Origin of the sequence: Nocardia jinanensis (assembly GCF_014645735.1) — a bacterium.
In the GTDB taxonomy this organism is placed as follows: domain Bacteria; phylum Actinomycetota; class Actinomycetes; order Mycobacteriales; family Mycobacteriaceae; genus Nocardia; species Nocardia jinanensis.
In genome coordinates this window covers 1-13,088 of the sequence record NZ_BMMH01000043.1, presented here as the reverse complement: position 1 = coordinate 13,088, position 13,088 = coordinate 1, and the positions used below count along the sequence as shown (strand labels likewise).

Annotated in this window: 13 protein-coding genes and 1 pseudogene; 4 read left to right on the top strand and 10 right to left on the bottom strand. The window is 62.6% G+C overall.

Annotated elements, in window-relative coordinates:
- Nucleotides 1–19 precede the first annotated feature (19 nt).
- The 7 genes from IEY68_RS35090 to IEY68_RS35060 form a co-directional block, all read right to left on the bottom strand.
- A complete protein-coding gene (locus IEY68_RS35090) occupies nucleotides 20–1,501 on the bottom strand; it encodes an FAD-dependent monooxygenase (RefSeq protein WP_058854632.1) in 1,482 nt (493 codons plus the stop codon).
- A gap of 17 nt (nucleotides 1,502–1,518) precedes the next feature.
- Nucleotides 1,519–2,304: a 3-oxoacyl-ACP reductase FabG gene (gene fabG / locus IEY68_RS35085; RefSeq protein WP_058854656.1), complete on the bottom strand. Its 786-nt coding sequence runs from the start codon at nucleotides 2,302–2,304 to the stop codon at nucleotides 1,519–1,521.
- 53 nt (nucleotides 2,305–2,357) lie between these two features.
- Nucleotides 2,358–2,615: an acyl carrier protein gene (locus IEY68_RS35080; protein ID WP_058854631.1), complete on the bottom strand. Its 258-nt coding sequence runs from the start codon at nucleotides 2,613–2,615 to the stop codon at nucleotides 2,358–2,360.
- A 122-nt stretch (nucleotides 2,616–2,737) separates the two neighbouring features.
- The gene (locus IEY68_RS35075; protein ID WP_058854630.1) at nucleotides 2,738–3,106 is read right to left on the bottom strand and encodes a DoxX family protein; all 369 of its coding nucleotides are present in this window, start codon (nucleotides 3,104–3,106) and stop codon (nucleotides 2,738–2,740) included.
- Nucleotides 3,107–3,639: 533 nt separating this feature from the next.
- Nucleotides 3,640–4,122 (bottom strand): MarR family transcriptional regulator, encoded by a 483-nt coding sequence (locus IEY68_RS35070; protein ID WP_058854629.1) that lies wholly within the window; start codon nucleotides 4,120–4,122, stop codon nucleotides 3,640–3,642.
- 302 nt (nucleotides 4,123–4,424) lie between these two features.
- On the bottom strand, nucleotides 4,425–4,931 hold the full coding sequence (locus IEY68_RS35065) for a DoxX family protein (protein WP_058854627.1): 507 nt from the start codon (nucleotides 4,929–4,931) through the stop codon (nucleotides 4,425–4,427).
- 469 nt (nucleotides 4,932–5,400) lie between these two features.
- Nucleotides 5,401–5,937, bottom strand: coding sequence for a MarR family winged helix-turn-helix transcriptional regulator (locus IEY68_RS35060; protein ID WP_229719227.1), 537 nt, complete (start codon nucleotides 5,935–5,937; stop codon nucleotides 5,401–5,403).
- Nucleotides 5,938–6,807: 870 nt separating this feature from the next.
- On the opposite strand from IEY68_RS35060, the pseudogene IEY68_RS37360 reads away from it, so the two are divergent.
- Together IEY68_RS37360 and IEY68_RS35055 are read left to right on the top strand one after the other, a co-directional pair.
- Nucleotides 6,808–7,109 (top strand): annotated as a pseudogene (locus IEY68_RS37360) (transposase); the annotation flags it as partial.
- The gene (locus IEY68_RS35055; protein WP_058854624.1) at nucleotides 7,083–7,394 is read left to right on the top strand and encodes a CoA transferase; all 312 of its coding nucleotides are present in this window, start codon (nucleotides 7,083–7,085) and stop codon (nucleotides 7,392–7,394) included. The pseudogene IEY68_RS37360 and the gene IEY68_RS35055, both read left to right, overlap by 27 nt.
- A 330-nt stretch (nucleotides 7,395–7,724) precedes the next feature.
- On the opposite strand, the gene IEY68_RS35050 is transcribed toward IEY68_RS35055, so the two are convergent.
- Nucleotides 7,725–8,285, bottom strand: coding sequence for a hypothetical protein (locus IEY68_RS35050; protein ID WP_156426150.1), 561 nt, complete (start codon nucleotides 8,283–8,285; stop codon nucleotides 7,725–7,727).
- 291 nt (nucleotides 8,286–8,576) lie between these two features.
- On the opposite strand from IEY68_RS35050, the gene IEY68_RS35045 reads away from it, so the two are divergent.
- A complete protein-coding gene (locus IEY68_RS35045; RefSeq protein ID WP_156426149.1) occupies nucleotides 8,577–9,023 on the top strand; it encodes a hypothetical protein in 447 nt (148 codons plus the stop codon).
- A gap of 1,758 nt (nucleotides 9,024–10,781) precedes the next feature.
- Here IEY68_RS35045 and IEY68_RS35040 read toward each other — a convergent pair.
- Entirely contained in the window at nucleotides 10,782–11,147 is a 366-nt protein-coding gene (locus IEY68_RS35040) for a MarR family winged helix-turn-helix transcriptional regulator (protein ID WP_082681305.1), read from the bottom strand.
- Nucleotides 11,148–11,392: 245 nt separating this feature from the next.
- Between IEY68_RS35040 and IEY68_RS35035 the strand changes: the two genes are divergently transcribed.
- On the top strand, nucleotides 11,393–12,268 hold the full coding sequence (locus tag IEY68_RS35035) for a hypothetical protein (protein WP_189094702.1): 876 nt from the start codon (nucleotides 11,393–11,395) through the stop codon (nucleotides 12,266–12,268).
- 199 nt (nucleotides 12,269–12,467) lie between these two features.
- On the opposite strand, the gene IEY68_RS35030 is transcribed toward IEY68_RS35035, so the two are convergent.
- Nucleotides 12,468–12,974 carry a MarR family transcriptional regulator gene (locus tag IEY68_RS35030; RefSeq protein ID WP_229719225.1) on the bottom strand — a complete coding sequence of 169 codons (507 nt, stop codon included), beginning with the start codon at nucleotides 12,972–12,974 and terminating at the stop codon, nucleotides 12,468–12,470.
- Between the last annotated feature and the right edge of the window lie 114 nt (nucleotides 12,975–13,088).

The following is a 13,088-nucleotide window of genomic DNA, read 5'->3' as shown; positions in this document are numbered from 1 at the left end:
GGCGGTACCCTTCGATCGATCAGTTTTCGGTATGAAATTCGTGGAATGCGTGACCGACTGCCGCGGGGTGGCCGTCCGGATCGCCGAAGTTCTTGCGGATCACCCGGCGCATCTCGTCCAGATCTTCTCCGGACCAGGCGACATGGCCGTCGGGCCGGACCACGACAGCGGCCGGGGCGGCAGACCGTTTCGGTGGGTCCACCGCGACGGCGTAGTGCATACGGGTGCGTCGGCCGGCGGCCGCGGCTCGCACCTCGACGTCGCCGTGTAGGTCCAGGATCAACCCGCGACCATCGCGCAGCAGCGCGGTACAACTGGTTGTCACACCCCCGGCTGTCGTGACCCGCAGATCCGGAACCACTCCGGCATCCAACGACCCGGTGCGCGCACCGGCCAGGTAGTGTGCGACCGTCGGTAGGCGCGCGAGATCGCCGATCACCCGTCGGATCGGATCGAATTCGGGCCCCCCGAGCAAGAGGTTCTCCTGCGCGTCAATCGCCGCAGCGGTCGTGGTTCCCGCCACGTAGCGCTCGCTGTGATAGGTATCGAGCAACCCGGCCGGAGCCCAGCCCGCGATCTGCGCCGCCAGCTTCCAGCCCAGGCATATGCCGTCGTGCAGACCCTGATCGAGTGACGATCCCCCGATAGGCAGGTGCCGATGCGCCGCGTCTCCCGCCAGCAGGACAGGACCGCGCCGATACTCGGTCACGTGACGATTCTCGTTCTGGAATCGGCCGATCCGCAGGACGATTGCCGAGCCGATGTCCTCTCCTGTCACTGCTCGCCAGGCTCGCGCGAGTTCGCCGGGTGTCGGCGGCCCGGGTTCGCCCAGGGGTTGTTGCCGCGCGTGCACCATGATTCTCGTAGACGCGGCGTCCCGGCGCGCGGCTACGGCCAGCCCACCAGGCAGTCGGTGAAATCTTCGTTCCGGTATGTCCACCCCGACGATGTCGGCCCACAACAGGCATCGAGTCGTCGGCCGCCCCTCGAACGGGAAACCTCCGATACGCGCGACGGCGCTCTGCGCACCGTCGCAACCCACCAGGTAGTCGCTGACGATGGAAATCGATCCGATACCCGTTCCGACTTTGGATCGAACCCTCTCCCCCGCAACGAAATCATGCAACTCGTAGGGTTGCCGAATTGACACCCCCAGTGCGAGCGCCCGTTCTCTCAACACTTCTGTAAGGCGCGGCTGGGATACCGCCCAGTCACCGCTGTAGCGATCTGCCTGCTTGCCGAGCTCCAGTGGCACTCCGCCGAAGTGAAGGGTCGTGTAACGGGCTGCTGGGGTTACCGCGCCCATCAAACCTCGTTGGTCGAGGAACGCCATGGTGCGGGCACCTATCCGGGATGCGCGCGGCGCGGTACCCGTTTCGCGGAGCCTGTCGATGACAAGGACATCGACACCTCGCAGTGCCAGCTCACCGGCCAGCGTGAGACCCACCGGCCCGGCCCCCACAATCAATACCTGGGGTGAGATCAATTCGCTATCGATCACAGCACTATCCCGAGCTCTCAGAAGTTTCCGAGACCGCCACAGACATTCAGCGCCTGTGCGGTGATCGAGGCTGCGAGGTCTGAGCTCAGATAGCTGACCAGGCCCGCGACTTCCGCGGCAGTCGAATACCGGCCCAGCGGAATCTTGGCATGGAACCGTTCCAGGACATCATCTTCCGAGATTTCCCAGGCTTCCGCATAGCCGGCCCGCACCCGTTGCGCCATAGGGGTTTCCACATATCCGGGGCATACGGCATTGACCGTGATCCCGGTGGCGGCGAGTTCATTACCCACAGACTTGGTGAATCCGACGACTCCGTGTTTGGAGGCCGAATAGGGTGCGGCAAGAACCACGCCCTGTTTGCCGGCCGTCGATGCGATATTAATGATCCGGCCCCACCCGCGGTCGCGCATTCCACCGAGGCGCAGCACAGCCCGGGTGGCACGGAAGACACTGTTCAGGTTGGTCTCGATGACGTCATTCCACAGGTCTTCACTCAATTCGGCGGTAACGCCACCACCACTACGGCCGGCATTGTTGACCAGTATGTCGATCCGGCCGCATTCTTCCGCTACCGCCGATACGAATTGTTCGAGCTCGACACCCGACCGGACGTCGCAGGCGGCCCCGGAAACCCGCATCCCGAACTCGGTGAGCCGGGTGACCAAATCGGTCACTCTCGCCCCGTTCCGGCCGCAGATGAACACCCGATCGCCCTGACCTGCCAGATGTTCCGCTATCGCCAATCCGATTCCGCTGGTGCCGCCCGTCACGATCGCGACCCGGTCGGTCGTGGTTGGCAAGACGCCGGATTCGACCGGTTCCGTTGTCGTATCCGCACTTCGTGCCGGAGGGTTCATGCTTCGATCACAGTCTTATTGACCAAGTCCAGCAATTGCCGCGGGGTACGTGCACCGTCGACCTCCTCGAGGTCGAGATTCCGGCCGAACTCCCTGACCAACCGGGCATTCGCCTCCATGACGGCAACAGAGTCGTAGCCGAGTTCTTCGAATTCTGTGTCGATCAGATCGTCGTCCGGTAATTCGGCCTCACCGGCTACTTCCCGCAGTAGACGCAGGAGGTCGGCGATCGTCACCGTCTGCGATGCACTCATCAGGTCATTCCTTTCCGCACCTCGGATGACCGAGGCACGAGTCGATGGTTCTACACCGTTGTTTCGAGCCGCTGCGGTTTCCCACCGATACCGACGGGTGCCATTCGCGACGTGGGGGCGCCTTATGGCCAGCCGAGCACTGTGGTGGCGACAGCCAAGGGCAGGAAAATAGTGACCGCCCCGTAGAACTGCGCTACATAATCGCTGACCCTGACGTGGGTATATGCCGCGCAAACGAAGTAGAGGACGAGTCCGATTGCCGACGCCGTCCCGATCCACGGAAAGCCGAAGAGGCCTATGGCAATCCCGAGTGCTCCGGCCAGCTTCAGAGTCCCGATCGGGAACACCAGCCACGATTCCGGTATACCTGCGGTCGCCAGAGCCGGCCGCAGTGTGCGCATGACCGGCCCGAACTTCGTGATAGCGGCCAGCCCGGAGAACGTATTCGCCACGATCGTGACGATCGCGACTATGACATGAGTGGTTTCCACAGCGGAATCGGTCCCTTCGGTCGATATGGCCGGCGACTATCTGCCGCCCGGCTGAATCAGTGGATTCGGCCGGTGGCGTGGAGGTCCGCTATCGGAGCCTTCCGCTCGGCCCGATATGACTTCGACGTTCGCCAATCCCGCCAAATTCAGATGATACGAACATCGTATAATATTGAGTCAGAATAATACAGTGATGTCGGACACAGCTTTACCTCGCGTCACAGGCATGCGGCGGCCTCCCCCAGCCCGAGAACACGTTCTTGCAGGCGGGGCAGTACGGGAGGCGAGGACACGGGATGACCGGCAACGGCGGGAGGCCCTCGAATCGGCGCTCTAGTACACGAAAGCCGGCCCTGAGCAAAGGCCGGTAGCCGGTGCCGACAGCGACACCGGCGGAAGTCCTCGCCTGAATAGAGAAACCGGACCGGAAACAAGCAGGCCCGATACGCGGATCGTGTTCACCGGCCGACCATTACCGGACCGGAGGTTGCGGTAGGCACCTACGCTACATCGGCACAACCGATGTCACAGTGTCATCCGGCCAGCTCATCGGAGGCGTCTCGCCCCGCGCCGGTGGAACGTTGCAGGAAGTCCGCGATCAGCTCGAGTTCGGCCTCCGTGTAGTTCGCGCAGACTTCGTCCATGAGGGTGTTCATCCCCGAGAAATGACGGAAGATCTCACCACTTCGGTTCCCGACCGTTCGTATGGTGACGGCACGCCGGTCGGACGAGGACCGTTCACGAACGATCCAGCCGCCACGCTCGAGCCGGTCCAGGATCCCGGTCATCGTGGCGGGATGCAGCCCCGCCGATCGGGCGAGAGCGGACGGACTGAGACCACCGTGCCGATTGATGAGATCCAGGCAGTCCATATCGACGTCCTTGAGCTCGATTTTCACACCGACATGGTGATTGAGAACGGACAACTGGACACGCAGATCTCGCAGCGACTGCTTGACCGCCACTACCAGTCGCCGACGCCGGCGCGCCGCATTCGCCTCCGTATCGGACTTCACGTTGCCAACCTCCGGACTGTACGAACCTCCGATGATACGACATCGGTCGCCCCCTGCGGTGCGCCTGCCATCCCGATGATCACCGTCGTCGCGACCGGCGCACCGGACGACGAGGCCATTGGTTACTCCAACCGTGAGATCAGGCCGGTGACCGCCCACGCCGACACCAACACTTACCTCAGCCACGGGGCTATCGTGCCGCCGTCACCTCACAGGCACCACCGAAAGTGGGCCAGAGCCGCAATTTTCAGACAGTCCCCGCCGGCGAGCTGGCGTGACGGTGGGGACGCCGAGCGGCGGCGCTAGCGTATTGGTGCGATGCGCTGTTGCTCACTGACGCTGGGCTCGATCGGGCGTTTTGACACCACGACAAGGATGGCGATCGTTGCAGGGATAATGGCGACTATAGAGCCCACCAGGACCTCGTCTGGAATGGCTGGTGCGTCGGACACTTCTGGCCACCGACCGATCGCGATTGCTCCGGCGAGTGCGGCCCAGAGGGCGCACTCGATGGAATTAAGCGCTTCGCCAGCGGCGCGAATATGAAAGCCGCTTGCCATCAGCGAGACGACGCCTATGCCAAGTGCGGCAAGGGGTGTCGTCCATCCGGCAATGTCGACGAGCATCGGCGCAACCAGCCCGACAGCGGCCGCGATCTCGGAAAACCCGATGACGATGACTAGCGGTCGCGCAAGGGAGTCGAAGCCGACCCAACAGTCGACTCCCCGACCGAACACCTTGGGCAGTCCGGCAGCCAGGAAGAAAAGTCCGAGGAATGCTTGAGCAGCCCACAAAGCGGTTTCGAGCATGTGTGGATCCTCCTGTCTGTAGCCGACGACATCGCCGCGGCGATCGGGGCTGCCTCCATCATATACGAAGCTCGTATGATCAGTAAATTGTATTGTATCCGGGCGGCCATTCAAGTGCGGCAGCAGTGGGCGACAGCAGCTTGTTCCCCTAAGCTCCCCCGAGGCAAGCGGGGTAGCAGCCGTAGGTGACAACTACGGCTGCTGGATTCGCCTTCTGAATGCGCGTGCCGCAGCAATTGACCAAGCGGATAGTTATGCCATCCGGAGGAACAGTGGTTGTTGGCCTGAACGAGGCGCTGCATAGATGTGCGGAAACGCCACGCTCGCGCGCCGGGTCGGCACTGGACACCGAATCGGTCGGACGCGGCGCGTAGTGCGACCGGAATCAGGGTGATCGAGCGGGGTTCGTCGCCGATATCGCGGCATCAGAGAACGAGGTCCTGCTATTCATAGCCACTGCGGCCTTCGGTCAGGCATCGTGTTGTTCGATCTGAGGCGTGGTGTCGCCTGACGCACCAGCGGGGGCTCGAGGGGTCGCGCGCCGGCGTCGTTGCAGGCCGGGATGTACGCCGGGAGGCAAGTCGGCGTGCGCGGACAGACGGCGCAGCTGGTAGATGAGGTGGGTGCGTTCGGCCTCGTCGAGGGGGGCGAGAACCTCGTCCTCGATGGCTTGAGCTTGCGCTGAGGCAGCTTCTAATACGTGGTGTGCGTGATCGGTGAGGTGCAACGCGTGGGCGCGGCGGTCGGACGGGTGCGGACTGCGTTTTACCAGGCCGCGTGCTTCCAGTTCGTCGACGAGTCCGACCATGGCGTTGCGATGAACATGCAGCAGATCGGCCAGCTCTTGCTGGCTGCGTCCGTCGATGGCTGCGAGGTGGGTGAGGATCCCGAAATGCGCCGGAGCCAGCCCGAGCGGCGCAAGGCCGACGGCGAACTTGCGCGCGACATAATGGCCGATTTGAGAGAGCAGGAAGACCCCGCGGTCATCCAGTGGCTGATTCGGCACACGCTTAGGGTAGCAAGACGACTTGATTGTCATTTAAATTGGCAATGCAAATGAAATCTGCGAACCTCGATCCGGCTGCTACCGACGAGTCCGTGACTTTCCTTCACGTCTGCTCGATGCCTGCTCATCAGAAGGACCGATTCCTGAGCCACCGGAAGGGCGCCGACCCGTGGTCCACCGGCGGCGATCCGGGATCGACTTTCTAACGGCGTGCGTCCCGGCCGTGGCTGTCCACAAGGAGTGGCTCGAGAGAGGTCTGCACCGCCCGAGTTGGTTTGCCCTCCTCGTTGGGGCCTGTTCGTTCGTAGGCCTCTTGGAGGTGTCATGCCGAAACCGCCCCGATTCGACCAGCCCTCTGACCGCGGCGATCTGGGCGAATGAAGGGGCTCGTGGACTCGGCGCTCCGTTGGCGCAGAAGCCGGCCGTCGATGGCATCGAAACCCTGGATTTTCCAGTTGAATTCGCTGTACCGAGTCCGGGTGCTCTCGACCGCACACGGCCGCAAAATCCGACGAAGTCGACGCATTGACGGTCGGTATCGCCGCGCTGAACAGCACCGGACTGCAGTCCACGCACACCGACGTGACCGCTCAGGTGCTGCGAACGCTCACCGAATACCGCGACGACCTGCTCCGAACCCGCACCCAGGCCGTCAACATGCCGCACCGGCTGCTGGTCCATTTGGCGGCCGCAGGGCTGCCGAAATGGCCACTGCTGAGGCCGCAGCCCAGCTACCGCGGTCGATGCGTCTCCGTGAACACTGCGGCCGGTCCCTTTGGCAGGCTGCCGACCTGGCCGGCGAACTCCGCAGGCTCGACCGCAGTCTGGATAACGCCACCAGCTCGCTGGCCGCTGCCGTCACCGGTTCGGGAGCAGATCGCCGGGTGGCTGCGTCGGCACTTCCCCGACGACCCGGAAATGCAGGTCTCGCACGAAGCGATTTATCTGGCACTGTTCGACCCGCGAGGCAAAGCGATCGACCGCACCTTGACGCAGCGGTTGCGCACCGGGCGTCCGATGCGCAGCCCGAAACGGGCTCGCAAACCTGATGGGCGAGGCGTGATTCGGGACTCGTGCCGATCAGTGAGCGTCCGGTCGAGGTCGAATCCCGGCAGGTTGCCGGTCACTGGGAAGGCGATCCGGTGATGGGCCTCTCGGCCGTCACCACGATCGAAACGACGTTCGCGGACTGGACGTCGAAAGCCCTGCTGCAACGACTCGACGAGCTGGGTATACCGTCCGGACGCGTGCGGTCCATCGATGAAGTCTGCGAATGGGACCAGACCCACAGCCAAGGCCAGCTCGTCGAGGTCGAGCACGACTCACTGGGAACGCTCACACTGCCGGGGCCGCCCCGACGGGTCCTTCGACGCGCGGCCGCGAGACCACACGTTCCGGCCACCGAGCGCCCCCACTCTCGACCGGGACTCCGCCGACATCCGCGCCTGGGCGGGTAGCTGACCATGGGCCATATCGCTAAAAGTGTCCGCGAATCGGGCCGGAACACCGAATCCACAGTGGCCGGCAGTCCGGTCGTCTCGGTCAAGCGGCGAGCGGTTCTTCTGCTCGATCGAAAACTTGGCATCGGGCTCGGCCCATAGGAACACACCTATACCCGACTGGAAACCGTGGGCATCCAGGAGCCGGTAGGTGGCAGCGATACGGTCCTTGTCGGTCCAACATTCCCTGGTTCCGGGCCAGCGTTTCGGGGTTGTGGTCGATCAGCGCGGGCCAGCTGAGCGGGAAATCGGTCCGTGCTCAGCCCCGCCCCTGGACTCTCCGGTGGCTCATTCGTTCGAGGACAGTTGGGAGCGCAGCCGTTCGTATATTTCGCCGTCGTGTTGCGCTTCTGGTGTGAAGGGGTGCGGTGAACCACCCATCTCTTGATAGAGTTGCCGCATCGGTTCCAGATCGAAAATTGTCACTGGGTCGGCATCGTCACTCAGCTCGAAGACCCTGTCTTGCCATTGCTTGTACCGGCTGCTTCCGGCCCTGACCGCGTCGATCCAGTCGGAGAATGATGTCAGCAGGTCGTTATCGAACTCGGCAACCGCGCTAGGTGGTGCACCCGACTGCTCCAAAACGAAGTTCATCAGTATCCGGGAGTGACGGCCGTGGAAATCGCCCTGCCACGCATGCGCACTGATGAAATCACGCTGTAGTTCGGCGGCGGCCTGATACGCGTCGTAGCCGGGCACGCTTGCTGCCGCTTGGTGGCGTTGGCACAACGACTCCATGAATTCGCGGGTGCCTTCGACGCTGCCGAAGTTGGGGTAAACGATCGCACCATGTTCATGGATCGGCATGCCCGGACGCCGATAACTGAGTAAGGGGTCCTGCCTGATCACTGCCACCTCCACATCGGTGAGGGGCTCATGCAACCATCGCACTCCGCGTGCTCCAGGCCGGCCCTCGACGATCGGAGTCAGCACTATGCCGTGAGGGTCGGATCGGAATGGCCCTGGAGCATAGGTGATCAGGGGGTTCTGCTCGATGGCGCTCAGTTCGCGCTCGGTTAGTGGTCTATCCAGTATGCCCATACTCCACGGGAGCTGACCGCACATCTGTCCGGCACCGCCAGGGTCATGTCGGATCCTCAGCCTTCGATGAATCTCCCCGATCAACTCCACAGTCAGGGGTTGGTCGAGATGTTGTCGGGCACACAACCGGGCGTCGAGCCAACTGGCCCAGCCTTCAAGGCCATCGAAGATCGTTTCAGGGCGCGGTTGGCCAGCGATGAAGGCGATGTCGCGGAACTTGTCCTCCATGAACAAGCTGAGCTCGATCGCTCGCTGTGCATCGGTGTGGATGCCGAGCGCCTCCTCGAGCGTGCGCACCTGGTGTTCGATGTCAGTGTTCAGAAACTGGGCTTCGGTGGCTGGGTCCCGCCGCATGAACGGTTGCAGTGGCGCCCCCGCCTCTCGCGGCCCTGGGCTGCCAGAGTGAAACACGCCAGGGAACTGTCGACCGGCACTGTCGATATGCCCAGCCAATCGATTTTCAGCCCGCATGACCGTGCGGAGACCGGAACGGATTTCAAGGGGAAACACCATGAGCCGATCGCGCAAGCAGCAGCCCCCGGCTAGCGCTATCACCTGCAGGTCACTAGCCAGCCCACGCAAGGCGGCAGCGGCAGTCCACTGCACACTATCCAACTCCTATCGCCTTGTCGTTGCGTTGTGCCCACGGTGACCCCCGCTGATGATGCGGTGAGAGGGGCTGCCGACGCGGTATTCTTCGGCGAGGCTGGTCAGGCTCACGTCGTCGGCGTCCTGGCCCCGGCGAGATTGTCTTCCGCGCTGGCAGCGGTAGTCGGCTGCTCACCCTCGAGACAGCCCTTCGCCGTACCCTCACGGGCGCAGGTGGTCGAGGTCGGCCGCAACCTCGACCACCATGGCCAGGGCGCTTGCCCAACGGGTCGGTCCAGTCGTAGATCGAACTGACCAACCCGAACTACACCCTGGGCTTGCCCGGCCTGCCCCGAATCTGGCCAGCGTCAGCTATGTCGCCCGCGACCGGTCGAATTTCGTTGCAATCAGAATCATCTGGTGAGACGGCCCCATGTGTAACAGATCGGAATCGAACAGACGGCGGACCGCGCACTGCCGACTCCTGACGATTTATTGACTTGCCAAACATTTCGTATAAGAATCCCGGGCCCTACCGTAACACCGCTTTCTCGAATCAAGGTCCCTATAGTCTTCATCACAGTTCATGATCAACTTCTTATATAAGACGCTACAGTTATCGCTTACAGTTCGGAACTCGCTGTAGGTGATTACCTGCACATCTTCTGCTATGGCGGAACCGGAACCGAGTCCCGTTGCAACACTCGGCAAAACAGCCACAACGGCCATCATAGGCAAGCTACGCATATTAATATCCTAGGAATTGACGTAAATAAATCAGCCGATTTGCAGGCGAATGAAACTTCCCAAATTCGCACCGGATGCGACTGCCTGGTCATTCGGTTTCCAGACCACGTGCACGACCACTCTCCAGAGCTCATTCAGTCAGGACCGACTGGGTGACACCCGGACCGGACCGGCGCGAGCGGGCAGTCGCACAACATCGAACTTTGAGGGGGCATCCTTGAGTCTCCTGTCGACCGCGGGAGTATTTGCCCGCGTTCGTAGCTTATATGATTCCAATACTACATTGCAAGCATATGGTATGGAATGAAGCACGGTCCGCGCCCAGAGATTACTCGAGCTCGGCCACGGACGCCGTCGACCGGCTCTCAGCAACTGCTCGCGACTGACGTGAAGCGGGAAGGGGCGGCGAGCGATGCACCTACCAACGCTCGGGCAAGGAGGAGCTTCAGGCATCGGCGGGCGCCGAACGCCGGCTCAGCGAGGATAGTGTTTCGCGCCTGAAATACATTTTCCGACAATATGATTCAGCGCTGGTGAGGACGTGGCGCTTGAGATCGCGTCCGGATCTGGTGGTGACCGAGGCGCAGCCTCGGGAGTTGGCGCGAGAGGTGCCCGGGCGGCGACGTCGAAGCGGCGTATGCGTTGCGGTGCCGAATCATGCCGGTGTGCGCCGGGCCGGGTGCGTTAAGTTCGAGAGTCGACTGGACCACCTGCTGTATCTGATCCAGTCGGAATCGACCCCTGGCGGCCCGGCCCCGACTCATCGCACCCATGTTGCGGCCGAGGCAGGAGTGTCGGAGATGACGGTGCGAAAATGGCGGGGCCGCATCGTTGAGCACGGGCTGGCAGGTCTCGCTGGTCTGCGACGACTGCGCCACCCAGAAGGCCCCGCTGGTCCAGCAATAGCTCGCCGCCCAGCCTGACAGGCACCTGACCTGTAGGGCACACCGGCAGATCACGGTGATGAGTTCAGCTGTCGCGGTGTCGGCGGATCGCGGTATCGATCGCTTCTTCCACCTGACCGAGGAAGCCGGCGATGAGTTGCAGATCCCGAATGTCGTACGCGCCCATCAGGTCGCGCCAGGCACTGACCAGGGCAGGAATACCGGCCCGACCTCGGCGCTGACCCGCTCCGCTTGGAGTTCGACGACTTACCCGTCGTCGGTCCGCCGTGTCGCGAGTGCGGATCACAAAGCCGGCCCGCTCCAGCCGATCAACCATGGTCGTCACTGCGGCTGTCGTGAGCCCGGTGCGGCGCGCCAGTTCTCCGGCAGTGAGCGGCCCGCCCTGAAGCAACTGGATGCACTGCAGGTCGGTGGGGTTGACTCCGATCACGCCGGCCGCGGTGGGTCATCTCGACGGCACGCTGCGTGGTACTCCTGAGCCGATCTGAGATTTCCCCAACAACCCGAGCTCGCTCACTTGACATCCCCGAACTCCTTCGCGACTCTGATGACTAGAAATTCTAATCATCTGGAATTCATATCATCTGGAAGAGCGCCTCCGTCTGTTGGCGCCCACAGGCATTCACCTCGGAGGACGGAATGCACTATCCCAAACCCGTGACCACGTCATCGCGGGTGTGCCGCATCCTGCTGCCCCTTACGGTCGCGGCTGCGGCGATCGCGTGCACGCCTCAGCCGAGTCACACCGACGACCGAAGCAGCATCGTCGAGAAGTACTTGGGCAAATGGAATTACACCCAGCCGGATCGCGCCACGATGACGAACATCACGGTGTCGGACGCCCCTGGCCGAACTCAGGTGCCCACGATCGGTGATCTCGTGGTGACCACGGAGGGGCCAGACCGGATTGTTGGCCGCACGGATCTCGGATGCACCTGGAGATTCAAGGCGACCGCCGCATCCCTGGAGCTGGACCCACCATCCCAGCTGTGCCACAACCCCACCCAGAACGTCAAATACACTGTCACTCAATGGACGGTCACTGTGAACGGCGACCAGGAGAAGGAGACCATTCGCGCCAAGACCCATCACCCCGAACGCGACTACGACTTCGTGCTGGAGAACGGTGTGCGCACGAAGACGGAGGAATACGACCCGGAGGCCGCCGAAAAGTTCACCGGCACATGGGCATACGATTCTGTCGACCCCACCACCGGGATCAACATGCGGACCACGGCCCGCCCAGCTCCTGGCGACACCCGTCTCACAGAACGGTCGCAGGAGCACGGGAATGTCCGGATCACACAGGACTATGACAACAGAGTCACTGCTCGAACCGACGACGGGTGCACATGGACTCTGTTGGCACGGGGAAATACCGCCCGGCTCGATCCCGCCGTCCAAACGTTCACGCGGCCCACATCCGCCGCGGTAACCCTGCGGTCCTGGACCATCACCACCGACGGTGAACGCCAGGCTTCGATGGTGACCGGCACAGACGAGCAGGGTGGCAACTTCATCCTAAGTACCGGCAGTCTCAGCAAGCGCTGATTGCGTGGTTTCGGTGGCCGCCTGCTTCCTTGCGGGCAACCACCGTCCGCGGAAGCACCACGACGATCAGACATCTCATCCGGTGAGCATGCGAGATTCACCCCATCGTTACCGGGGGTCGTCCTCGCAATCGCAAGGCTCTATATAGCCGCGCGATGCGCCTGCAATGCGCCGAAGGCACCGATCCGGGCGGCGTGGGTTAGTCGGCGGCCAGTTGGTCGGTCGCCTCTCGTCCCGCACCCGTGGTTCGCTGCAGGAAATCTGCGATCAGTTCGAGTTGCTCATCGCTGTACTCACCGCATAACTCGTCCATTAGGGTGTTCATGCCCGAGAAGTGCCGCAAGAGGTCCCCATTACGGTCACGGACCGCCCGGACAGTGACCAACCGCCGATCGGCCGAATCACGGTCCCGAACGACCCAGCCACCCCGTTCGAGCCGGTCGATAATGCCGGTCATGGTCGCCGGATGCAATACTGCGAGCCGGGCAAGAGCGCTCGGACTCAGCCCGCCGTGGCGATTGATTATGTCCAGGCAATCCAGGTCGACGTCCTTGAGCTCTATCCGAGTACCGACCTGATGATTGAGCACGGACAGCTGAACGCGCAAATCCCGCAACGACTGCTTGACGGTTGTCACCAACCGCCGGCGCTCGCGCGCCTTACTCACCATCCGCTCAGGCTTCACGCCATCAACCCTCCAACTCATACGTAACTCCGATGATACGGTAAGCGAGTACAGCTGAGGATCCTGTGTCACGCCTACGGACGCGCCGAGGAGACTCACGAGATGATTTCAGGCTGGCCGCACTCGGTGGTCGCC